Raw genomic sequence first — 20747 nt, 5'->3', positions numbered from 1 at the left:
GCACCGTACACAGCGCACCGCACACACAGGAGCGCGTCGATCCACTCGTGATCGACGCGCTCCGCTCCGTTCACGCCCGGCCCCGGCCGCCTTCCGCGGTCATTCCGGGCCGTCCTTGTCGTAGCGGCCGTAGGGCTCGTCCAGGACGGAGAGCCTGCGCCAGTACTCGTCCTCGTCGATCTCACCCGCCGCGAACCGCCGGCCCAGGAGGCCGATCGGCGACTGCCCGTCCACGGGGCCGCCCCGCCGGACGCCGTGCGGCTGCCACGGGCCGCGGCGGCCGCGCCCGACGGTGCGGCGCAGCAGCGTGATGACGCCGACGGCGACAGCCGCCCAGATGATCGGGAAGAAGAGGATCCAGGGCCCGGGTCCTCCGGAGTTCGCCAGCGTGTTCATCTCGGTCAGCTCCTCGGTGAAGGGGGATCGTCCGTGCGTTCCTGTCACCTACGAGCCTGTCTCCGGGAGCAGCCGGAAGCGTCGTACGGCCGGCGGCAGTTCGTGTACGGCGGCGGGAGTACGCCGAGCCCGCGGGCCTGCTCCCGCGCGGGGCCGCAGGCACCATGGATTCTGTACCTACTGGTATGTACAGTGGCCTCATGAGCACTCCGGAACGGCTGATCGAAGCCACCCAGGAGCTCCTGTGGGAGCGCGGCTACGTGGGCACCAGCCCCAAGGCGATCCAGCAGCGGGCGGGGGCGGGCCAGGGCAGCATGTATCACCACTTCGCGGGCAAGCCCGGTCTGGCACTCGCCGCGGTCTCCCGCACCTCCGCGGAGATGCGGGAGACGGCCGGACGCCTGCTGGACGGTCCCGGATCGGCGTACGAGCGGATCTCGGCCTATCTGCTGCGCGAGCGCGAGGTGCTGCGGGGCTGCCCGGTGGGGCGGCTGACGATGGATCCCGAGGTGGTGGCCAGCGACGCGCTGCGCGCCCCGGTGGACGAGACGATCGGCTGGCTGCGGGAGCGGCTCGCCGGGATTCTCCAGGAGGGCCTGGACGCGGGCGAGTTCTCCCCCGGCGTCGCACCCCGGGAGGTCGCGGCGGCGGTCGTGGCGACGGTCCAGGGCGGCTACGTCCTGGCCCGCGCGTCCGGTTCGACGGACGCCTTCGACTCGGCCGTCCAGGGACTGCTCTCCCTGCTCGCCGCGCACGTCACATCGAACCGAACGGCCTGAGGAGCACACGCGTGCACGCCATGCAGTACGAGATCACGCTTCCCGCCGACTACGGCATGGGGATCATCCGCGAGCGGGTCGCGACCAGGGGCCATCTCCTCGACGACTTCCCGGGCCTGGGCCTCAAGGCGTACCTGATCCGCGAACGCGGGGACACCTCGCCGGTCAATCAGTACGCCCCGCTGTACCTGTGGTCGGCCCCGGAGGGCATGAACAGCTTCCTGTGGGGCTCCGGATTCCAGGGCATCGTCGACGACTTCGGACGCCCGGAGGTGCAGCACTGGAGCGGACTCCACTACGAGGAGGGCGCGGCCTCGGCGGCACTCCCCCGCACCGCGGTCCGCCGCCGTGAGCGGATCGCGGACACCGTCCGGCCGGCCGCGGCGGTGGAGGCCGCACTGGAGGAGAGCCGCCGGCTGGCCTGCACTCCGGGGAATGTCACCGCCGCGCTGGCCGTCGACCCGCGCCACTGGGAACTGCTCCACTTCACCCTCTGGGAGGACGAGCCGTCCGGTGCGCCGGGCGACCGTTACGAGGTACTGCACCTGTCGTCGCCGGAGCGGGACCGGCTGGGGCGGGGGAAGCAGTGGTGACCCGGGTACGTACGGTCCTCGGGGACGTCCCCGCCGGGGAGCTCGGGGTCTGCGACGCGCACGACCACCTCTTCATCCGTACGCCGGTGCTGCCCGGGCTGGAGCTGGACGACCCGGAAGAAGCCGGTGAGCGGCTGCGGGACTTCCACGCGCTGGGCGGGCGGACGGTCGTCCAGTGGACCCCGTACGGAATGGGCAGGCGGCCCGCCGACCTGGCGGCCCTGTCGCGGGCGGTCGGGGCCCGGATCGTCGCGGCGACGGGGCTGCACCGAGCGGCCCATTACGCGCCCGAGTCGCTCGGCCGGATCATGCCGGAGCTGGAGGAGCTGTTCGTCTCGGAGATCACGGACGGGATCGGGGCCACGGGCGTACGGGCGGGGCTGATCAAGGTGGCCGGGGCGTTCCACGGCCTCGACGCACACGCACGGCACACGATGAGGGCGGCCGCCGGCGCCCATCACCGTACGGGGGCGCCGGTCGCCGTCCATCTGGAACTGGGTACGGGTGCGCGGGACGTGCTGGATCTGCTGTGCGGGGAACTCGGCGTGGAGCCGCGGCGGGTGATCCTCGGCCACCTGGGCCGGTTCCCGGACGGCGTCGCGCAGCTCGATGCCGCCCGGGCAGGTGCGTTCCTGGCGTTCGACGGCCCTTCGCGGGCGCATCACGCCACGGACTGGCGGCTGCCCGAGCAGCTCGTCGCTCTCGCGGAGGCCGGGTTCGGCGGGCAGTTGCTGCTCGGCGGCGACACGACGGTGCCCGGGACGCCGGGTATGCCGTACCTGTTGCGGGGGCTGCGTCCGCGGCTGGTGCGGTCGCTCGGCGAGGAGCTCCTGGAGGCGGTGCTCGTGGACCATCCGGCGCGGGCGTTCGCCCTGGCCAGGGCCTGAGGTTCCGGGCTCCGGCCGGTCAGGCCAGTGCGGCCAGCGGGTCGTCGAGCACGGGCTGCCAGGCCAGTTCGGCCGCGCCGACCAGGCTGTTGTGGTCCAGCGTGCAGGACAGGATCGGCACGCTTCCGCTGCGCCCCCACAGGCTGCGGTCGGCGACCACGGCGCGCAGACGTTCGGGGTCGGCCTCCAGGAGATCGCGGTGCAGACCGCCCAGGATGATCCGGTCCGGGTTGAGGATGTTGACCAGCCCGGCGAGGCCGAGGCCCAGCCGGTCGATCAGCTCCTCGGCGGCGGCCCGCACATCGGGGTCGCCGTACTCCGTGCGCAGCAGGTCGCCGGACTGCTTGAGCAGGGACTCCTCGGGGCCGGGCTCCCGGCGGGCCGCCGTGAGGAAGGCCAGGGGGTCCGTCTCGACGTCCAGGCAGCCCCGTCCGCCGCAGTGGCAGGGTCTGCCCTCGGGGTTCACGGTGAGATGCCCCACTTCCAGGGCGAGTCCCGAACTCCCGCTGTGCAGACGGCCGTCCAGGACGAGGGCGCCGCCCACCCCGCGGTGGCCGGTGGCGACGCAGAGCAGGTGCTGGGCCCCGCGCCCGGCGCCGTGCCGGTGTTCGGCGAGGGCGGCGAGGTTGACGTCGTTGGCGGTGAACGCGGGGCCGGTGATGCCGGCCGCGCGCACGCAGGCGGAGAAGATCTCCCGGACCGGCGCTCCCGCCGGCCAGGCGATGTGCAGCGGGTTGAGTGCCGTTCCCTCGGGTTCGGCCACGGCGGAGGGCACGGCGAGCCCGGAGCCGACACAGCGCAGTCCGCTCTCGCGCAGGAGCCGGGCACCGGCCTCGACGACCTCGCCGAGGACCTGGGCGGGGTCGGCCATGACGGCGACGCAGCCGGGCGCGGTGGCCACGATCCGGCCTCCGAGCCCCACGAGCGCGGCGCGGAAGCCGTCGGAGTGCACCTGGGCGGCGAGAGCCACGGGACCGCTGTCCAGGACGGACAGCCGGTGCGAGGGGCGCCCCTGCGAACCCGCGGCCGAGCCCGGGCTGGAGTCGACCTTGATGAGCCCGAGCGCCTCGAGCTCAGCGGCCACCGCGCCCGCGGTGGCACGGGTGACGCCGAGCTCGGAGGTGAGCACGGCGCGGGTGGGAGCGCGCCCCGTGTGGACGAGCTCCAGGGCGGGCCCGAGCGCGCTGCGGCCCCTCTCCAACTTCGTCCGCGTGGTGGTCGACTTGCCGTTCATGGGGGCGAGTCTCCCATGATCCGGAGCCATTGCCGACGTCCCGGCACCCCGCACCGTTCACCGGCCGGTCACCGGCACAGCGGCCTTGCGCACACCCTCGGGGCAACTCTATGCTCACTTTGTGCCGCAAGTAAACAAACTGCGGACGGCCCTGTCGGGGGAACTTGGCGGAGACACCGCCCCACCTTCGTCGGCCCGCCTGCGTACCGCTCTGACCGTGTTCTTCGCCCTCGACGGGTTCCTCTTCGCCGGCTGGGTGGTCCGCATCCCGGCCATCAAGCACCAGACGGGGGCCAGCGCCTCCACCCTCGGACTCGCCCTGCTCGGCGTCTCCGCCGGTGCGGTGGTCACCATGATGCTCACCGGCAGGCTGTGCCGTCGCTACGGAAGCCATGCGGTCACCGTGGTCTGCGGTGTGCTGCTGTCCCTGAGCATCGCCCTTCCGGCGCAGATGGGTTCGGCCCTCACCCTCGGCCTCGTACTCCTGATCTTCGGCGCCGCGTACGGCGGGCTGAACGTGGCGATGAACAGCGCGGCGGTCGATCTGGTCTCCGCACTGCGCCGCCCCGTGATGCCGAGCTTCCACGCGGCGTTCAGCTTCGGCGGCATGGCCGGCGCGGGGCTCGGCGGGCTGGTCGCGGGCAGCCTGTCGCCCGCGACGCATCTCTTCGCGCTGACGGGTGTCGGGCTGCTGGTCACGGCGGTGACCGGCCCGGTACTTCTGCGCGGCCCCTCTGCCGCTCCCCCCGGCGGACCGCCCACCGCGGACACCGCGGAGCGGCCGAAGGGGATGAGTGTCCAGGCGCGCCGGATCGTCGTCCTGTTCGGCGTCATCGCCCTCTGCACGGCGTACGGCGAAGGCGCGCTCGCCGAGTGGGGCGCACTGCACCTCAGCCAGGATCTGGGGGCCGCCCCCGGTCTCGCCGCCGCGGGGTACTCCCTGTTCGCGCTGACCATGGCCATCGGCAGGCTCACCGGCACCGCCCTCCTCGAACGCTTCGGGCAGACCCGCACGCTGGTGGCGGGCGGGGTCACGGCTGCGGCGGGGATGCTGCTCGGCGCGCTTGCTCCGGCCGTCTGGCTCGTGCTGCTCGGCTTCGCCGTGGCCGGTCTGGGCCTGGCCAACATATTTCCCGTCGCCGTCGGCCGTGCGGGCGCACTGTCCGGACCCAGCGGGGTGGCCGCCGCCTCCACCCTCGGCTACGGCGGGATGCTCCTGGGGCCGCCGGTGATCGGCTTCCTCACCGACTGGTTCTCCCTCCCGGTGGCCCTCACCACGGTGACGCTGCTCGCCGCGACGGCCGCGGTACTGGGCTACGCGGCCCGCAACGCGGGCGAACACCTGAACGGTTGAGTAGTCGTACTCAGGCACCGCCGGCTCCCCCGGCGCAGGATGGAGGTATCGGCCATCCAGGGGAGCGGACATGAGTCATCAGGTGACGGGCAACCGGCGACTGCGCACGGCGGCACGGCTGACCTTCGGCAACACGGCATCACGGATCTACCTCGGCCTCGTGCTCGCGGTCGCGGTGTTCGTCGCGGTGGACACGCTGTTCGTGTCCCACGAGGACGCCTCGTTCGCGGGTGTCTGGCTGTTCTTCCTGGCCGCGCCGACCGTCTTCGTCTTCCTTCTCGGCAGCTCGATGGCCGGGCCGGACTCCGGGGGTCCCGCCTGGTTCACGTATCTCGCGCTGGTCGTGTCGGTGCTCGTGCAGGCCTGTGCGCTGGGCTGGTTCTCCCGGCTGATGCGCGGCCCCGGCCGGGGACGTTCCGCGCACCCCCGTAGCGCCTGACATGTCTCTGGCACAATCGCCGGCGTGGAGACCTCCGAGCACCTGACAGCCCTCGCCGCGGAAGGCCGGGCACTCGCCCGGGCTGCCCGTGAGGCGGGGACGGAAGCCCCGGTCCCGACCTGCCCCGGATGGCGGGTGCGCGATCTTCTCGAACACACCTGCATGGTGCACCGCTGGGCGACCGCGTTCGTCGTCGAGGGGCGCCGGACGCACCACCCGGCGGGCGAGGAGCCCGGTCTGGACGGCGAGGCGCTGCTCGACCGGTTCACCGAGGGCCACAGCCTGCTGGTCGAAGCGCTCCGGGCCGCACCGGCCGGCCTGGAGTGCTGGACGGTCTTCCCGGCACCGTCCTCGGTCGCCTTCTGGGCACGCCGGCAGGCGCACGAGACCCGGATCCACCGGGTGGACGCGGAGTCGGCGCGGAGCGGTCCGACGACCCCCGTGGCACCGCAGCACGCGGTGGACGGCATCGACGAACTGCTGGCCGGTTTCCACGCCCGCGCCAAGAGCCGGGTGCGCACGGACTCGCCGCGCACGCTCCGGGTGCGGGCCGTGGACACGGACACGGTGTGGACCGTACGGCTGTCGGACGCCCCGCCTCTCACGGTCCGCGGGCCGGACGCCCTGGACACGCCTGCCGACTGCACCGTGAGCGGCACCGCGGAAGAGCTCTACCTGGCGCTGTGGAATCGCCTTCCGCTCGCGTCGGTCGCCGTCTCGGGAGACCCCGGGGTCGCCGGGCTGTGGGTGAGGAACTCCGCGGTCGTCTGGTCGTGAGCCGGTCGGGGCCCGTGGTCCGCACGGGCCCGCTTCACTTCCCGGTCCTGTCCAGCATCCGCGAGAGCACCGCCCGCTGAAGCGGCCTGGCCTCCGCGTGGCGGGCCCGGCCGGTGTCCGTCAGCTCGACACGCACACCGCGGCGGTCATCGCTGCACATCACACGGCGTACGAGGCCGCCCCTCTCCAGCCGTGCCACGAGCCGCGACAGCGCGCTCTGGCTGAGATGGACCCGGGACGCGATCTCCTGAACGCGGAGGCAGGCCTCGCCACGCTCCGCGGCGGCCTCCGTGAGGACGTCCAGGACCTCGAAGTCGCTGGCTCCCAGGCCGTGCGGGTCCAGCGCCCGATCGAGCTCGCCCAGGGTCCTGGCGTGCAGCGCGAGCATCTCGCGCCACTCGCCGACGAGCGCCTGCTCGGACCTCTTCGCTGCCATGACCGCACGCTAGCAGAGGAGCGAACTATTCATGCACGCACAATAGATGCAGACGCATCCACCCTCGGAGGCGGTTCGGCAGGCGATGCGGAGAGGCGTCCTTGCCGTCGGCCACGGCGCCTGTGACACTCCGGACATGTCACGACGCACTCAGGCGGAACGGGACGCGATGACCGTGGAGATCGGTTACGCGCTGGTCAGCGGCGTCCTGGTGGCCGCGGTCACGTTCGCCGGGGTCTCGGTGCCCGCCCTGCTCCTCCGCCTTCCCGGCAGCGCCGAAAGCGTGCTGTTCAGGGCCGGGGCCGTGCTCGGCGCACTGGCGTTCGTCCTGCGGGCCGTCCATGTCCTGTGGCGTTTCCCGCGTGCGGCCGAGGAGCGGCGCCTGCCGCCCGTTCAGCCGAGCCAGCCGGGGCGCACGAGCCCCGACTCGTAGGCGAGTACGACGAGTTGTGCCCGGTCCCGGGCGCCCAGCTTGACCATGGTGCGGCTGACGTGGGTCTTGGCGGTGAGCGGGCTGACCACGAGTCTGCGGGCGATCTCCTCGTTGGAGAGCCCGATGCCGACCAGGGCCATGACCTCGCGCTCACGGTCGGTCAGTCCGTCCAGGAGCGTCGCCGCCGCGGGTTCCTTGGAGCGGGCCGCGAACTCGGCGATCAGCCGCCGGGTCACTCCCGGCGACAGCAGGGCGTCCCCGCCCACCACCGCGCGCAACGCCCGCAGCAGTTCGTCGGGTTCGGTGTCCTTGACCAGGAACCCCGAGGCTCCCGACCGGATCGCCTCGAAGACGTACTCGTCGAGTTCGAACGTGGTCAGCATGACCACCTTCACGTCACGGAGGGCCGGGTCGTCGGTGATCGCCCGGGTCGCTGCCAGACCGTCCAGTTCCGGCATGCGGATGTCCATGAGCACGGTGTCGGGGCGCAGTTCGCGCACCAGGCGTACGGCCTCCGCCCCGTCGGCGGCCTCACCGGCCACCTCGATGTCCGGCTGGGCGTCCAGGAGCGCCCGGAAACCGGCCCGGACCAGCGACTGGTCATCGGCGAGCAGTACGCGGATCACGACGCCCCCTCCGTTCCCGCCCCGTTCCGTGCGGCGGGACCGTCCTCGCCGCCGGGCCGCAGCGGGAGTTCCGCCGTGACCCTGAATCCGCCGTCGGACCGGGGGCCCGCGTCGATCGTGCCACCCAGCGCCGCTGCCCGTTCCCGCATCCCGACGAGCCCGTTGCCGCTGCCTCCGGCCTCGTCGCCCGTCGCCGGCCCCTCGTCGTCGACGAGGAGCCCGAGGTACGCGCCGCCGTACGCGATACCTACGCGGGCGGTACGCGATCCGGAGTGCCGGACCACGTTCGTCAGGGCCTCCTGGACGATGCGGAAGGCGGCGAGGTCGGCGCCGGGCGGGACCGGCACGCGCGTGCCGTCCGTCTCGACGGTCACGGTGAGCCCCGCCCCGGCGGCCTGGTCGACCAGTTCGGGCAGGCGGTCGAGACCGGGGGCCGGGGAGCGGGGGGCGTCGCCCGGGGTCCGGAGGTTCTCCAGCACCTGACGTACCTCTCCGAGCGCTTCCTTGCTGGCCGATTTGATCGTGGTGAGGGCCGTACGGGCCTGTTCGGGATCGGAGTCGAGCAGGGCCAGCCCCACCCCGGCCTGGACGTTGATGACGGAGATGCTGTGGGCCAGGACGTCATGGAGTTCACGGGCCATGCGCAGCCGCTCCTCGTCGGCCCGCCGCTTCTCCGCGGCGTCCCGCTCCGCCCTGGCCGCCGCCCACTGCTCACGGCGCACCCGGAGGAGCTCGGCCGCGGCGACGATCGCCACGACCCAGGCGGTGACGAACGCCTCCTGCGCCCACGGCGCCGGGCCGTCGCCCTTCGGCGGCAGCCATCGGTACAGCCAGTGCGCGGCCAGCAGATGCCCTGCCCACAGGGCTCCCAGCGACCACCATGCGGCCTTGCGGTGCCCCGACACGATGGCCCCGAAGCAGCCGACGGCGACGGCGAGGAAGACCGGGCCGTACGGATACCCCAGGCCGAGGTAGACGAGCGTCGCGGCGGACGTTCCGGCGACCGCGACGACAGGGTGACGGTGACGCACGAGCAGCACGGCGACCGCGGCGACGAGGAGCAGCCGGGCGACGAGGCCCAGCGGTTCGCGGCCCTGGCCGTGCGCGGTGGCACCGGTGCCCACCATCACGATGACGCCGACCACGAGGGTCGACGGCCACGGCAAACGGTCGCCGCGCCTCCCCCGCCCGTCGTACCCCTCCGCCCCGCCGTGCCTTCCGCCCCACGGGGGCCCGTGGCCGCGCCCTCGGCCTCCCGGCTCCGGGCGCGGGCCCGCACTCGGATGCGCTCGCTGATCCTGCATACCGGCCACGCTAGACGCGCGGACCCCCGGCGCACGTCAGCCGGGCGTGGTGACCCCACGTACTCCCCGGGGAGTACGCGTCCGGGCGGGTCACCTCCGTCCGGGCGGATCGCCTCCGCGCGGGCGGGTGGCCTCCGTCCGCGGCCCGATTCCCGCCCGAGCGCCCGTGCCGGTGCGCCGCGCGTCAGGCCCCGGCGGCCCCGGCGCCCCCGGTGGCCCGGCCGTCCAGGAGGCCCACCGAGCGCCCGAGTTCGTGGACGGCGTGCCGGAAGAGCTCCTCGCGTGCCTCGACGACCCGGTTGAACTGGCCGAACAGCTCGAAGGAGATCAGCCCGAAGAGCTGCGCCCACGCGGAGACCAGGGCCACCACGACAGCCGGCGGAAGATCGGCGGCCAGATCCGCCGCCATGCGTGCGCCCTCGGTGCGCAGCCGCGCGTCCTGCGGGGGAACGGCGAGGCCCTCGGCGCGGTGGGCGTCGCGTACGACGCCGATCAGGACCTGGCCCACGCGGGATGCGGGACCGACGGTGTCCTGCGGGGCGGTGTAGCCGGGGACGGGCGAGCCGTAGATCAGTGCGTACTCATGGGGGTGTGCCAGGGCCCATTCCCGTACGGCGCGGGCGACCGCCAGCCAGCGCTCGGGATGGCGGCCGGCCGGGCCGCCGCTCCTGTCGCGGGCTGTCTCCGCGGCTTCGCCCACCGCGTCGTAGGCGTCGACGATGAGTGCCGTCAGCAGGTCGTCGCGGCTGGGGAAGTAGCGGTACAGCGCGGAGGACACCATGCCCAGTTCGCGGGCGACGGCACGGAGGGAGAGCTTCGCGGCGCCCTCAGCGGCGAGCTGCCGCCTGGCCTCGTCCTTGATCGCCGCGGTGACTTCGATGCGGGCGCGTTCCCGGGCTCCTCGAATGGTGCTCATGGCATCAGTCTGCCACGCGATCGGAGCACCGAACACAAAAGAGAGCACTGCTCTTGCTTTGGATCGCCGCACTCGTGCACACTGATCTCAAGCGAGAGCACCGCTCTCTCAATGGCAGGAGCCACCATGTCGCAGCAGCCGTACTACCTCCAGGCAAGCGCCTTCGCGCAGCGGATGAACGGTGTCATCGGCTGGCTGGCACGACACGGCATCAGCCTCCTCGGCAGCGCCGAGATGTCGGTGCGGGGCCGTAAGAGCGGCCGGATGCAGCGCATCCCCGTCAACCCCCACCACCACGAGGGCGCCCAGTACCTGGTCTCGGCCCGCGGCCACTCCCAGTGGGTACGCAACATGCGTGCGGCCGGAGGCGGGGAGCTCAAGGTGGGCCGCAAGGTCCGTGCGTTCACCGCCGTGGAGATCGCGGACGACGAGCAGAAGGCGCGGATCGTCCGCGCCTATCTGAAGCGCTGGGGCTGGGAGGTCAACCAGTACTTCAAGGGCATCACGGCCGAGTCCACCGATGCCGAGCTCCTGGCGGCCTGCCCCGAACACCCCGTCTTCCGGATCACGGTCGGGAGCTGAGCCGACGGGAACGGGTGTGGCAAGGCACCGCCCCGGGCGTCCGCCCGGTGACGGTGCCTCCGACGGCTGTCTACCGGGGACCGGCCGACTGCCGGCGGTCCATCACGTGCAGCGCCCGCTGTGCCAGTGGATGCGTGCGGACCAGCTCGGCCAGTGACGTCGTCCCCCGGGTGATCCCCGCGAACGCGTTCCAGGCGGGGCGGAAGCCCGTCAGTACCGCGTGCAGGAGCCCGGGACGCCGCTCGAACAGGTTGAGCATGCGGCGTCCGACGCTCATCTCCACGCCCAGCCCCGCCTTGATCGCGAACGCGTAGTTGAGCGCCTGCCGACGGGCGTCGACCGCGTCGTGCGACTCCGCGATCCGGACCGCCCATTCGCCCGCGAGCCGCCCGGACCGCAGAGCGAAGGAGATTCCTTCGCGGGTCCAGGGTTCCAGCAGCCCGGCCGCGTCGCCGCAGACCACCACGCGTCCGCGCGAGAGCGGCGAGTCGTCGCTGCGGCACCGGGTCAGATGTCCGGAGGAGACCGTCGGTTCGAATCCGGCGAGGCCCAGCCGGCCGACGAAGTCGTCCAGATACCGCTTGGTCCCCGCGCCGTCGCCGCGCGCCGAGATGACGCCGACGGTCAGTGTGTCGCCCTTGGGGAAGACCCAGCCGTAACTCCCGGGCAGCGGACCCCAGTCGATGAGCACACGGCCCGCCCAGTCCTCGGCGACCGTCTCCGGAACGGGGATCTCCGCCTCCAGTCCGAGGTCCACCTGGTCGAGCTTCACACCGACATGAGCCCCTATGCGGCCGGCGCTGCCGTCCGCGCCGACGACGGCCCGGGCGAGCACCGTCTCACCACCGGCGAGCACCACGGCGACCGTGCGCCGGTCGGGCACGGCGGTGCCGTGCTGCTCCACCCGCGTCACCGCCACACCCGTGCGCAGCTCGGCGCCCGCCTTCTGGGCCTCCTCGACCAGCCCGGCGTCGAACTCGGGCCGGTTGATCAGCCCGAAGAGCATGCGCTTGGACCTGCGGGTGCGCGCCAGCTTCCCGTTGAGCGAGAAGGTGACCGCGTGGATCCGGTCCTTCAGGGGCAGTTCGAATCCGGGGGGCAGGGAATCCCGCGAGAACCCGATGATTCCGCCACCGCACGTCTTGTAGCGGGGGATCTCCGCCTTCTCCAGCAACAGCACCCGACGGCCGGTCACGGCCGCCGCGTACGCCGCGGAAGCTCCGGCCGGGCCCGCGCCGACCACGACGACGTCCCATACCGAGGACTCCGGCGGTACCGACGACGTCTCATCCGGCTCACGTCCGGCGTCTGCGTTCTCGCTGCTCACGATGTGCTTCTGCTCCCGATCCGACCTGTGGCCCCAGCTGCTCACGGCATCCTACGGCGCGCCGTGGCCGAACTCCGCTGTGGGAGGATCAGCCATGGATTCGTTGTACACGCGACGCCGCATCCAGGGCGTCGCCCCCGGCCGCGTACACATCGCGCCATAGTCCTAACGTCGCACCCACAAGGAGCGTGCCCATGACCGCCCGTCCGATTTCCGAGACCGTTGCCTCGCTGATGCCCCGCGCCAAGGCGGAGCTCGCCGAGCTGGTGGCCTTCCGGTCGGTGGCGGACCCGGCCCAGTTCCCCAGGAGCGAGTGCGAGGCGGCGGCCGGCTGGGTCGCGGACGCGCTGCGCGCCGAGGCGTTCCAGGACGTCGCCCTGCTCGACACCCCCGACGGCACGCAGTCGGTGTACGGCTACCTGCCCGGCCCGGCCGGCGCCCCCACGGTGCTGCTCTACGCGCACTACGACGTACAGCCGCCGCTGGACGAGTCCGCCTGGCTCTCCCCGCCGTTCGAACTGACCGAGCGCGACGGCCGCTGGTTCGGCCGGGGCGCCGCGGACTGCAAGGGCGGGTTCATCATGCACCTGCTCGCGCTGCGCGCCCTCAAGGCGAACGGCGGCGTCCCGGTGTCCGTCAAGGTGATCGCGGAGGGCTCGGAGGAGCAGGGCACGGGCGGCCTGGAGCGCTACGCCGAGGCACACCCGGAGCTGCTGGCCGCCGACACGATCGTCATCGGTGACACCGGCAACTTCCGCGTCGGGCTGCCCACCGTGACCGCGACGCTGCGCGGGATGACCATGCTGCGGGTCCAGCTGGACACCCTCGAAGGGAACCTGCACTCAGGGCAGTTCGGCGGCGCGGCTCCGGACGCGCTGGCGGCGATGATCCATCTGCTGGCGTCCCTGCGGGCCGAGGACGGCACGACGACGGTCGACGGGCTCACGTCCGACGCGGAGTGGGACGGACTGCAGTACCCGGAGGGCGAGTTCCGCTCGGACGCCAAGGTGCTGGACGGTGTGGGGCTCATCGGTACGGGCACGGTCGCCGACCGCATCTGGGCGCGGCCCGCGGTCACCGTCATCGGCATCGACTGCCCGCCGGTGGTCGGCGCCACTCCGTCGCTGCAGGCGAGCGCCCGGGCGCAGATCAGTCTGCGGGTGCCGCCGGGCCAGGACGCCACCGAGGCGACGAAGCTGCTGACCGCCCATCTGGAGTCGCACGCCCCCTGGGGGGCGCGGGTCTCCGTCGAACAGGTCGGCCAGGGGCAGCCGTTCCGCGCCGACATCACCAGCCCGGCCTACGCGTCGATGGCCGAGGCCATGCGGCTCGCCTACCCGGGCGAGGAGATGCAGTCCTCCGGCCTGGGCGGCTCCATCCCGCTCTGCAACACCCTGGCCGCACTGTACCCGGAGGCGGAGATCCTGCTCATCGGGCTGAGCGAGCCGGAGGCGCAGATCCACGCGGTGAACGAGAGCGTGTCCCCGGAGGAGCTGGAGCGGCTCTCGGTGGCCGAGGCGCTGTTCCTGCGGAACTACGCGGAGTCCAAGAAGGCCTGACGGCCCCGGAGGCGGCATCCGTACCGCCTCCGGGCCGCCACCCGGTGCACGGGCGGCCCGTACGGCGCTACGGGCCGCCCACGGGCACCCCGGCCTCCAGGTTGAGCACGGTGGACCGCTCGCGGGCGCGCAGGGCCCAGCGGAGCCGCTCGAAGCGGGTCGGCGGGAGCAGGCCGGCGGCCTCCTCCTCGGTGACGAACCGCCAGCCGCGCAGTTCCGAGCCCGGCAGCAGCAGCCGGGCGGCGTCCTCGGCGCGCAGCCGGCCGCCGTCGAACAGGAAGCGCAGTCCTCCGTACGCGGGCGGCTTCGGCGCCTCCCAGTCGACCACCAGGAGCCCCGGCACCCTGTCCAGACGGAGCCCGAGCTCCTCGGCGACCTCCCGTATCCCGGCCTGGGCCGGGGCTTCTCCGGGCTCCACCACACCGCCGGGGAACTCCCAGCCGGGCTTGTAGGTGGGGTCGACGAGCAGCACCCGGTCCTGTTCGTCGAAGAGCAGCACCCCGGACGCGACGGTCTCGGCGCGCGGTTCGGGGGTCTGGACTATGCCGCACTCCCTGGCCTCACCGGTGCGCAGCGCTTCGGCTATCCGCTCGGCCGTCTGGTACGGGGTGAGCGCGCTGGTGTCGATCGTGTGGGCGTCCGCGGTGATCCAGCCGAGCGCCGCGCGGTACGGCTCGATGTGCTCGTAGGCCCACTGCCGGACGCGCTCGCTGTGCTCGGGATCGTCGGCGAACTCCTCTCGTTCGGCGATCCGCTTCCGCAGGATCGTTTCCTCAGGTGAGAGCAGTACATGGCGCACCGGTATGCGCCGGGAGGCGAGCCCGCCGAAGATCTCGTCGCGGTACTCCTGTCTCAGCAGTGTCATCGGCACCACCAGCACCCCGGAGAGCTCGGCGAGCAGCGCGGCCGCCGTATCGACCACCAGACGCCGCCATATCGGCAGGTCCTGGTAGTCGGTCACCTCGGCGAGCTTCTTCTGGGGCAGCAGCCGGCGCAGTCCCCCTCCGGTCAGGCCGGGGTCGTAGAAGGTGCTGTTCGGGATCAGATCGATCAGTTCGCACGCGGCGCTGGTCTTGCCCGCACTGAACGCACCGTTGATCCAGACGATCACGGGTCCCCCTCTTCCGTAGCCCCCTGTGGCTTGCCCGCAACACCCCGCTCCGGAAACCCCGCGGGGGTGACGCGGTTGCGCCGGAGGCCTCCCGCCGTACGGGGCCGGGCCGCCCCCACCGCCGTAACCCGTGACGGCCGGACGTCGTTGGAGCGGGCAGCCACTGGAACGACGAGGGGGTACGCGGTGCGCCGCACGGTACTTGAGCAGTTTCCCGCGGGAGGGCCACGGGGCAGCCGGCCGGCGGAGGAGTTCGCCGCCGCCCGTCGCGGCGAGGGCATGGCCGCCGAGGTCGTGATGGACCTGGAGCGGGACGTGTTCCTGGTGGTGGTGCCCCGGCAGCCGGCGGACCTCGGCCGCTGACCCGGAGCCCTACGGGGTGGCCACGGCCCGTACGCCGTTCCGGGCACCGGCACGGCCCGTCGGGACCGTCGCGGCCGCGGCGGCCGCGCCGACCAGCCCCGCATCGGTGCCCATCACCGCGGAGGTCACGGTGAGGTCCTGGACGAAGGAGAGCGTGGCGTAGTCGCGCAGGGACCTGCGCAGCGGGGCGAAGAGCACCTCGCCCGCGCCGGCCACTCCCCCGCCGATCACGGCGATGTCGATGTCCGTCAGGGTGGCGGTGGCGGCGATCCCGGCGGCGAGCGCCTGGGCGGCCCGCTCGAAGGAGGCGACCGCGACCGGGTCTCCGGCGCGTGCGGCGGCGGCCACCGCGGCGGCCGTCGCGTCCCCGTCCGGGCCGGGACGCCAGCCGTTCTCCAGGGCCCGCCGGGCGATGTTCGGTCCACTGGCGATGCGTTCGACGCAGCCGCGCGCGCCGCAGGGGCAGGGGTCGCCGTCCAGATCGACGCTGATGTGGCCGATGTGGCCTGCGTTGCCCGAGGGGCCCGGGTGCAGCTTTCCGCCGAGCACGAGACCGCCGCCGACGCCGGTGGAGACGACCAGGCAGAGTGCGTTGTCGTAGCCCCGGGCGGCGCCCAGCCAGTGCTCCGCCGCCGTCATCGCGACCCCGTCGCCGACGAGGGTGACCGGCAGGCCGCCCGTTGCCGCCGCGACCCGGTCCACCAGCGGAAAGCCGCGCCATCCCGGGACGTTGACCGGGCTGACCGTGCCGGCCGAGGCGTCCACGGGCCCCGCGCTGCCGATGCCGACCGTGCGCGCCCGGTGCCACAGCGGGGAGGCCGCCAGCTCCGTCAGGACGTCGCCGACCGCATCCATCACGGCCTCGGCGCCCTCCCGGGCGGGCGTGGGGCGCTGCGCCCGTACGAGAAGGGATCCGCCGCCGTCCACCAACGCCCCGGCGATCTTGGTACCGCCGATGTCGAGCGCGGCGACGAGGTCGGTATGCATCGGTGTGGACTCTCCGGAGGGGTGGGGCGCAGGACCTGCGGCTTCAGTCGGATGGTCCACCCAGTCTCCATTCTCTTGACAACGTTGTCCAGGGCCTATGCTCGACGCCACAGCATCCGGCCCCCTCCCGGCACCTCCGGTGGAGGCCGGAATCAACCGTTCCCGACGACAGGACAGCGCACCGTGCCCGAGACCGCCCGCCGTTCCGAGTCCCGCTACGGCAACAGGCCGACCATGAAGGACGTGGCCGCCCGTGCCGGAGTTGGCCTCAAGACGGTCTCCCGCGTGGTGAACAGCGAGCCGGGGGTCACCCCCGACACCGAGCGCCGCGTCCAGGAGGCCATCGAGGCGCTCGGGTTCCGCCGCAACGACAGCGCGCGCGTCCTGCGCAAGGGCCGCACCGCGTCGATCGGCCTCGTCCTGGAGGACCTCGCGGACCCCTTCTACGGCCCGCTGAGCCGCGCCGTGGAGGAAGTGGCCCGCGCCCACGGCGCGCTGCTGATCAACGGCTCCAGCGCCGAGGACCCGGAGCGCGAGCAGGAGCTCGTCCTCGCGCTCTGCGCCCGCCGGGTGGACGGCCTCATCGTGATCCCGGCCGGCGACGACCACCGCTATCTGGAGCCCGAGATGAAGGCGGGCATCGCCACGGTGTTCGTCGACCGTCCGGCGGGCCGGGTGGACGCGGACATGGTCCTGTCGGACAGTTTCGGCGGGGCGCGCGCGGGCGTCGCCCACCTGGTGGCGCACGGCCACCGCAGGATCGGCTTCATCGGCGACCAGCCGCGCATCCACACGGCGACGGAGCGGCTGCGCGGGTACCACGCGGCCATGGCCGACGCCGGGATCGAGGTCCAGGACGCCTGGGTCTCCCTCGGCCCGACCGACCCGGCCCGGGTCAGGTCCGCCGCCGAGGCCATGCTGGCCGGGCCCGAGCCGGTGACCGCGCTTTTCGCGGGCAACAACCGGGTGACGGTCACCGCAGTCCGTGTCCTCGCCGAGTGCGAACGCCGGATCGCCCTGGTCGGCTTCGACGACATCGAGCTGGCCGACCTGCTCGGCATCACGGTGATCTCGCAGGACGCGGCGGCGGTCGGCCGCACGGCGGCGGAACACCTGTTCCGGCGCCTCGACGGTGCCGCTCACGCCCCGGCCAGGGTGGAGCTCCCGACCCGGCTCATCCCGCGCGGCTCGGGGGAGCTCCCGCCCGCGTGAAGGCCTGACGCCTACGGCGCCGTGACGGTCAGCCCGCCGCGGCGGGGCGAGGCGAAGCCGTCCAGGTCCGCGCGGGTCAGACCCGTCAGACGGGCGACCTCCGCGGTGTCCAGGGCCCCGCAGTCGATGCCGCGGAGCAGGTAGCCGCTGAGCGCCTTCGCGGTGGCGGGCTCGTCCATGACGTCACCGCCGGCCTTGGCCACATAGGCGGCGAGCCGGGACGCGGCCTGGCCGAGACCCTCGCGGTAGAAGGTGTAGACGGCGGCGTAACGGGTGGGCAGGTGCCCCGGGTGCATGTCCCAGCCCTGGTAGTAGGCGCGGGCCAGAGCGCGGCGGGTGAGGCCGTGGTGCAGGCGCCAGGCGTCGTGGACCTGCCGGGTGGGGCCGACCGGGAGCACGTTCGTGGAGCCGTCGCAGACCCGCACGCCGGTGCCCGCGGCGGCGACCTGCATGACGGCCTTGGCGTGGTCGGCCGCGGGATGGTCGCTGGCCTGGTAGGCGGGACTGACACCGACGCACGCGCTGTAGTCGAAGGTCCCGTAGTGCAGTCCGGTCGCCCGGCCCCGCGCGGCGTCGATCATGCGGGCCACGGCGGCGGTGCCGTCCGCCGCCAGGATGGACTGGCTGGTCTCGATCTGGATCTCGAACCCGAGGCGCCCGGAGGGCAGCCCGTGGGTCTCCTCGAAGGCCTCCAGCAGCCGTACGAAGGCGGTGACCTGCTCGGGGTACGTCACCTTGGGCAGCGTCAGGACGAGCCCCTCGGGGAGGCCTCCGGCCCGCATCAGGCCGGTCAGGAAGATGTCCGTGGTGCGGATGCCGCGGTCACGCACCGCGGCTTCCATGCACTTCATCCGGATGCCCATGTACGGGGCCGCGGTCCCGTCGGCGTACGCCTCGGCGACCAGACGCGCCGCGCGGGCGGCGGCCTCGTCCTCCTCGGCGTCGGGGCGGGGCCCGTAGCCGTCCTCGAAGTCGATGCGCAGGTCCTCGACCGGCTCACGCTCCAGCTTGGCGCGTACGCGGTCGTGGACGGGCTCCGCGAGCTCCTCCGGGATGCCGAGGACCGAGGCGAGCGCGGCGGCGTTGGGGGCGTGCTCGTCGAGCGCGGCCAGCGCCTGGTCGCCCCAGGTGCGGAGGGTCGTGGGGGTGAAGTCGTCGGCGGGCACGTAGACGGTGTGGACGGGCTGGCGGGTGCCGGGATCCCCCGGGTAGCGGCGGGCGAGTTCGGCGTCCACCGACGTGAGGGAGGCGCCGATCTCCTCACCGACCGTGCCGGCGAGGCTCGTTGCCACCTTCTCCTGCTGACCCATGACCGTACCCTCCACGTTCATTGTTTCCGCTTCCCGGAAGCTTTCATCCGCATAGTGAAGTTATAAGTCTCGCGGTCCTTGCGTCAATGGTGATCGGAAACAGCCCGGGGCCGCGCGGTGAGAACACCACGCGGCCCCGGGCCTTCGTACGGGCAGAGCTCCTGCCGGGTCAGCCCTTGCGGGTCTTGACCTCGTCGGTGAGCTGCGGGACGACGTCGAACAGGTCGCCGACGACGCCGTAGTCGACGAGGTCGAAGATCGGCGCCTCGGCGTCCTTGTTGACCGCGACGATGGTCTTCGAGGTCTGCATGCCGGCCCGGTGCTGGATCGCACCGGAGATGCCGGAGGCGATGTACAACTGCGGGGAGACCGACTTGCCGGTCTGGCCGACCTGGTTGGTGTGCGGGTACCAGCCGGCGTCGACCGCGGCACGCGAGGCGCCGACGGCAGCACCGAGCGAGTCGGCGAGCGCCTCGATGATCCCGAAGTTCTCCGCGCCGTTGACGCCACGGCCGCCGGAGACGACGATCGCGGCCTCGGTCAGCTCCGGGCGCCCGGTCGACTCACGCGGGGTGCGCGAGAGGACCTTGGTGCCGGTCGCCGTGGCCGAGAAGGAGACCGTCAGGGCCTCGACGGCGCCCGCGGCCGGGGCGGCCTCGACGGCGACCGAGTTCGGCTTGACCGTGATGACCGGAGTGCCCTTGGAGACACGGGACTTGGTGGTGTACGAGGCGGCGAAAGCGGACTGCGTGGCGACCGGGCCCTGGTCACCGGCCTCCAGGTCGACGGCGTCGGTGATGATGCCGGAACCGATGCGCAGCGCGAGGCGGGCCGCGATCTCCTTGGCCTCGGCCGAGGAGGGCAGCAGCACGGCGGCCGGGGACACCGCGTCGTACGCGGCCTGCAGGGCGTCCACCTTCGGTACGACGAGGTAGTCGGCGAACTCCGGGGCGTCGGCGGTGAGCACCTTGACCGCGCCGTGCTCGGCGAGCGCGGCGGCGGTGTCGGCGGCACCGTTGCCGAGGGCGACGGCGACCGGCTCGCCGATGCGGCGGGCGAGCGTCAGCAGCTCCAGGGTGGGCTTGCGGACGGCACCGTCCACGTGGTCGACATAGACGAGAACTTCAGCCATGGGACTTCAATCTCCTGCGTGCGAGGGAGTGCGGGGTGGAGGGAACGGCCGGGGCTCAGATGAACTTCTGGCCCGCAAGGCCGTATCTAGATGAACTTCTGCTCCGCAAGGAAGGCGGCCAGCTGCTTGCCGCCCTCGCCCTCGTCCTTGACGATCGTGCCCGCCGTACGGGCGGGACGCTCGGCCGCGGAGTCGACCGCGGTCCAGGAGCCGCCCAGGCCGACCTCGTCCGCCTCGATCTCCAGGTCCTCGAGGTCCAGGGACTCCACCGGCTTCTTCTTGGCCGCCATGATGCCCTTGAACGACGGGTAGCGGGCCTCGCCCGACTGGTCGGTCACCGAGACCACGGCGGGCAGGGACGCCTCGAGCTGCTCGCTCGCGGAGTCGCCGTCACGGCGGCCCTTGACGGTGCCGTCCTCGACCGAGACCTCGGAGAGCAGCGTGACCTGCGGGACGCCGAGGCGCTCCGCGAGCAGCGCCGGGAGCACGCCCATGGTGCCGTCCGTCGACGCCATACCGGCGATGACCAGGTCGTAGCCGGTCTTCTCGATCGCCTTGGCCAGGACCAGGGACGTACCGATGACGTCGGTGCCGTGCAGGTCGTCGTCCTCGACGTGGACGGCCTTGTCGGCGCCCATCGACAGCGCCTTGCGCAGCGCGTCCTTGGCGTCCTCGGGACCCACCGTGAGCACGGTGATCTCCGCGTCGTCCGCCTCGTCGGCGATCTGCAGCGCCTGCTCGACCGCGTACTCGTCGAGCTCCGACAGCAGACCGTCGACGTCGTCACGGTCCAGGGTCAGGTCATCGGCGAAGTGCCGGTCGCCGGTGGCGTCGGGCACGTACTTCACACAGACAACGATCCTCAAGCTCACGCCGGCTCTCCTACTGCATCGTCATTTCTGGGCTGCCTTGTTGCACGCAGCATAGGCGCCTTATGGGGCGGTTTCCGGTCGGGGCGACCCGGCTCCCGGTCGAATATTACTCGCCAGT

The 20747-nt window shown here is 72.8% G+C and carries 23 protein-coding genes; 11 read left to right on the top strand and 12 right to left on the bottom strand.

Annotation, left to right across the window (positions count from 1 at the left end; genetic code table 11):
• Nucleotides 1–99: 99 nt before the first annotated feature.
• On the bottom strand, nucleotides 100–396 hold the full coding sequence (locus ACIRD8_RS04990; protein WP_403986165.1) for an SHOCT domain-containing protein: 297 nt from the start codon (nucleotides 394–396) through the stop codon (nucleotides 100–102).
• A gap of 200 nt (nucleotides 397–596) precedes the next feature.
• Between ACIRD8_RS04990 and ACIRD8_RS04985 the strand changes: the two genes are divergently transcribed.
• Genes ACIRD8_RS04985 through ACIRD8_RS04975 form a run of 3 tightly spaced genes read left to right on the top strand, consistent with a single transcriptional unit; the run spans nucleotide 597 to nucleotide 2655 of the window.
• Nucleotides 597–1175 (top strand): TetR/AcrR family transcriptional regulator, encoded by a 579-nt coding sequence (locus tag ACIRD8_RS04985; RefSeq protein WP_403986162.1) that lies wholly within the window; start codon nucleotides 597–599, stop codon nucleotides 1173–1175.
• A gap of 11 nt (nucleotides 1176–1186) precedes the next feature.
• A complete protein-coding gene (locus ACIRD8_RS04980; protein ID WP_403986159.1) occupies nucleotides 1187–1768 on the top strand; it encodes a DUF4865 family protein in 582 nt (193 codons plus the stop codon).
• Nucleotides 1765–2655 carry a phosphotriesterase gene (locus tag ACIRD8_RS04975; protein ID WP_403986156.1) on the top strand — a complete coding sequence of 297 codons (891 nt, stop codon included), beginning with the start codon at nucleotides 1765–1767 and terminating at the stop codon, nucleotides 2653–2655. Before ACIRD8_RS04980 ends, ACIRD8_RS04975 begins: the two co-directional genes overlap by 4 nt.
• A 19-nt stretch (nucleotides 2656–2674) precedes the next feature.
• On the opposite strand, the gene ACIRD8_RS04970 is transcribed toward ACIRD8_RS04975, so the two are convergent.
• Nucleotides 2675–3889 carry an ROK family protein gene (locus ACIRD8_RS04970; protein ID WP_403986153.1) on the bottom strand — a complete coding sequence of 405 codons (1215 nt, stop codon included), beginning with the start codon at nucleotides 3887–3889 and terminating at the stop codon, nucleotides 2675–2677.
• Nucleotides 3890–4010: 121 nt separating this feature from the next.
• On the opposite strand from ACIRD8_RS04970, the gene ACIRD8_RS04965 reads away from it, so the two are divergent.
• The 3 genes from ACIRD8_RS04965 to ACIRD8_RS04955 all read left to right on the top strand — a co-directional run bounded on the left by ACIRD8_RS04965 (nucleotide 4011) and on the right by ACIRD8_RS04955 (nucleotide 6459).
• Nucleotides 4011–5243, top strand: coding sequence for an MFS transporter (locus ACIRD8_RS04965; RefSeq protein ID WP_403986150.1), 1233 nt, complete (start codon nucleotides 4011–4013; stop codon nucleotides 5241–5243).
• A gap of 70 nt (nucleotides 5244–5313) precedes the next feature.
• A complete protein-coding gene (locus ACIRD8_RS04960) occupies nucleotides 5314–5682 on the top strand; it encodes an SCO4225 family membrane protein (RefSeq protein WP_403986147.1) in 369 nt (122 codons plus the stop codon).
• Nucleotides 5683–5706: 24 nt separating this feature from the next.
• Nucleotides 5707–6459, top strand: coding sequence for a maleylpyruvate isomerase family mycothiol-dependent enzyme (locus ACIRD8_RS04955; protein WP_403986144.1), 753 nt, complete (start codon nucleotides 5707–5709; stop codon nucleotides 6457–6459).
• 34 nt (nucleotides 6460–6493) lie between these two features.
• Here ACIRD8_RS04955 and ACIRD8_RS04950 read toward each other — a convergent pair whose 3' ends face one another.
• Nucleotides 6494–6895, bottom strand: a complete 402-nt coding sequence (locus ACIRD8_RS04950) for a MarR family transcriptional regulator (RefSeq protein ID WP_403986141.1) — start codon at nucleotides 6893–6895, stop codon at nucleotides 6494–6496.
• 136 nt (nucleotides 6896–7031) lie between these two features.
• On the opposite strand from ACIRD8_RS04950, the gene ACIRD8_RS04945 reads away from it, so the two are divergent.
• Nucleotides 7032–7328 carry a DUF6332 family protein gene (locus ACIRD8_RS04945; RefSeq protein ID WP_403986138.1) on the top strand — a complete coding sequence of 99 codons (297 nt, stop codon included), beginning with the start codon at nucleotides 7032–7034 and terminating at the stop codon, nucleotides 7326–7328.
• Here ACIRD8_RS04945 and ACIRD8_RS04940 read toward each other — a convergent pair.
• The 3 genes from ACIRD8_RS04940 to ACIRD8_RS04930 form a co-directional block, all read right to left on the bottom strand.
• The gene (locus ACIRD8_RS04940; protein WP_403986135.1) at nucleotides 7289–7954 is read right to left on the bottom strand and encodes a response regulator; all 666 of its coding nucleotides are present in this window, start codon (nucleotides 7952–7954) and stop codon (nucleotides 7289–7291) included. The two genes, ACIRD8_RS04945 and ACIRD8_RS04940, sit on opposite strands and share 40 nt — an antisense overlap.
• Complete coding sequence (locus tag ACIRD8_RS04935; protein WP_403986132.1) at nucleotides 7951–9258, bottom strand: sensor histidine kinase; 1308 nt, start codon at nucleotides 9256–9258, stop codon at nucleotides 7951–7953. Before ACIRD8_RS04935 ends, ACIRD8_RS04940 begins: the two co-directional genes overlap by 4 nt.
• A 184-nt stretch (nucleotides 9259–9442) precedes the next feature.
• Nucleotides 9443–10174, bottom strand: coding sequence for a TetR/AcrR family transcriptional regulator (locus ACIRD8_RS04930; RefSeq protein WP_403986129.1), 732 nt, complete (start codon nucleotides 10172–10174; stop codon nucleotides 9443–9445).
• Between the two features lie 126 nt (nucleotides 10175–10300).
• Between ACIRD8_RS04930 and ACIRD8_RS04925 the strand changes: the two genes are divergently transcribed.
• On the top strand, nucleotides 10301–10756 hold the full coding sequence (locus tag ACIRD8_RS04925) for a nitroreductase family deazaflavin-dependent oxidoreductase (protein WP_403986127.1): 456 nt from the start codon (nucleotides 10301–10303) through the stop codon (nucleotides 10754–10756).
• A 70-nt stretch (nucleotides 10757–10826) separates the two neighbouring features.
• On the opposite strand, the gene ACIRD8_RS04920 is transcribed toward ACIRD8_RS04925, so the two are convergent.
• Nucleotides 10827–12083 carry a geranylgeranyl reductase family protein gene (locus ACIRD8_RS04920; protein ID WP_403986124.1) on the bottom strand — a complete coding sequence of 419 codons (1257 nt, stop codon included), beginning with the start codon at nucleotides 12081–12083 and terminating at the stop codon, nucleotides 10827–10829.
• 194 nt (nucleotides 12084–12277) lie between these two features.
• Between ACIRD8_RS04920 and ACIRD8_RS04915 the strand changes: the two genes are divergently transcribed.
• Entirely contained in the window at nucleotides 12278–13642 is a 1365-nt protein-coding gene (locus ACIRD8_RS04915) for a dipeptidase (protein ID WP_403986121.1), read from the top strand.
• A 67-nt stretch (nucleotides 13643–13709) separates the two neighbouring features.
• Here ACIRD8_RS04915 and ACIRD8_RS04910 read toward each other — a convergent pair whose 3' ends face one another.
• Complete coding sequence (locus ACIRD8_RS04910; protein WP_403986118.1) at nucleotides 13710–14753, bottom strand: NUDIX domain-containing protein; 1044 nt, start codon at nucleotides 14751–14753, stop codon at nucleotides 13710–13712.
• 186 nt (nucleotides 14754–14939) lie between these two features.
• On the opposite strand from ACIRD8_RS04910, the gene ACIRD8_RS04905 reads away from it, so the two are divergent.
• Nucleotides 14940–15116, top strand: a complete 177-nt coding sequence (locus tag ACIRD8_RS04905; RefSeq protein WP_403986115.1) for a hypothetical protein — start codon at nucleotides 14940–14942, stop codon at nucleotides 15114–15116.
• A gap of 9 nt (nucleotides 15117–15125) precedes the next feature.
• Here the strand turns inward: ACIRD8_RS04905 and ACIRD8_RS04900 are convergent, their stop codons facing one another.
• Complete coding sequence (locus ACIRD8_RS04900) at nucleotides 15126–16103, bottom strand: ROK family protein (protein ID WP_403986112.1); 978 nt, start codon at nucleotides 16101–16103, stop codon at nucleotides 15126–15128.
• Between the two features lie 183 nt (nucleotides 16104–16286).
• On the opposite strand from ACIRD8_RS04900, the gene ACIRD8_RS04895 reads away from it, so the two are divergent.
• Nucleotides 16287–17315: a LacI family DNA-binding transcriptional regulator gene (locus ACIRD8_RS04895; protein ID WP_403986109.1), complete on the top strand. Its 1029-nt coding sequence runs from the start codon at nucleotides 16287–16289 to the stop codon at nucleotides 17313–17315.
• A gap of 11 nt (nucleotides 17316–17326) precedes the next feature.
• On the opposite strand, the gene ACIRD8_RS04890 is transcribed toward ACIRD8_RS04895, so the two are convergent.
• From ACIRD8_RS04890 to ACIRD8_RS04880, 3 genes are all read right to left on the bottom strand, one after another.
• A complete protein-coding gene (locus tag ACIRD8_RS04890) occupies nucleotides 17327–18625 on the bottom strand; it encodes a DUF6986 family protein (protein WP_403986106.1) in 1299 nt (432 codons plus the stop codon).
• Nucleotides 18626–18794: 169 nt separating this feature from the next.
• Nucleotides 18795–19757 carry an electron transfer flavoprotein subunit alpha/FixB family protein gene (locus ACIRD8_RS04885; protein WP_403986103.1) on the bottom strand — a complete coding sequence of 321 codons (963 nt, stop codon included), beginning with the start codon at nucleotides 19755–19757 and terminating at the stop codon, nucleotides 18795–18797.
• A gap of 86 nt (nucleotides 19758–19843) precedes the next feature.
• Entirely contained in the window at nucleotides 19844–20629 is a 786-nt protein-coding gene (locus ACIRD8_RS04880; RefSeq protein WP_403986100.1) for an electron transfer flavoprotein subunit beta/FixA family protein, read from the bottom strand.
• Between the last annotated feature and the right edge of the window lie 118 nt (nucleotides 20630–20747).

The sequence above is a fragment of the Streptomyces sp. NPDC102451 genome (genome assembly GCF_044765485.1).
In the GTDB taxonomy this organism is placed as follows: domain Bacteria; phylum Actinomycetota; class Actinomycetes; order Streptomycetales; family Streptomycetaceae; genus Streptomyces.
The sequence above is the reverse complement of the archived record's forward strand: the minus strand, read 5'-3'. Positions and strand labels throughout refer to the sequence as shown.

Excerpts from the sequence above, each read along its gene's own strand:
- ACIRD8_RS04990 (WP_403986165.1), bottom strand. The coding sequence starts at position 396 with ATGAACACGCTGGCGAACTCCGGAGGACCCGGGCCCTGGATCCTCTTC.
- ACIRD8_RS04985 (WP_403986162.1), top strand. The coding sequence starts at position 597 with ATGAGCACTCCGGAACGGCTGATCGAAGCCACCCAGGAGCTCCTGTGG.
- ACIRD8_RS04970 (WP_403986153.1), bottom strand. The coding sequence starts at position 3,889 with ATGAACGGCAAGTCGACCACCACGCGGACGAAGTTGGAGAGGGGCCGC.
- ACIRD8_RS04960 (WP_403986147.1), top strand. The coding sequence starts at position 5,314 with ATGAGTCATCAGGTGACGGGCAACCGGCGACTGCGCACGGCGGCACGG.
- ACIRD8_RS04950 (WP_403986141.1), bottom strand. The coding sequence starts at position 6,895 with ATGGCAGCGAAGAGGTCCGAGCAGGCGCTCGTCGGCGAGTGGCGCGAG.
- ACIRD8_RS04945 (WP_403986138.1), top strand. The coding sequence starts at position 7,032 with ATGTCACGACGCACTCAGGCGGAACGGGACGCGATGACCGTGGAGATC.
- ACIRD8_RS04935 (WP_403986132.1), bottom strand. The coding sequence starts at position 9,258 with ATGCAGGATCAGCGAGCGCATCCGAGTGCGGGCCCGCGCCCGGAGCCG.
- ACIRD8_RS04930 (WP_403986129.1), bottom strand. The coding sequence starts at position 10,174 with ATGAGCACCATTCGAGGAGCCCGGGAACGCGCCCGCATCGAAGTCACC.
- ACIRD8_RS04925 (WP_403986127.1), top strand. The coding sequence starts at position 10,301 with ATGTCGCAGCAGCCGTACTACCTCCAGGCAAGCGCCTTCGCGCAGCGG.
- ACIRD8_RS04915 (WP_403986121.1), top strand. The coding sequence starts at position 12,278 with ATGACCGCCCGTCCGATTTCCGAGACCGTTGCCTCGCTGATGCCCCGC.
- ACIRD8_RS04900 (WP_403986112.1), bottom strand. The coding sequence starts at position 16,103 with ATGCATACCGACCTCGTCGCCGCGCTCGACATCGGCGGTACCAAGATC.
- ACIRD8_RS04890 (WP_403986106.1), bottom strand. The coding sequence starts at position 18,625 with ATGGGTCAGCAGGAGAAGGTGGCAACGAGCCTCGCCGGCACGGTCGGT.
- ACIRD8_RS04885 (WP_403986103.1), bottom strand. The coding sequence starts at position 19,757 with ATGGCTGAAGTTCTCGTCTATGTCGACCACGTGGACGGTGCCGTCCGC.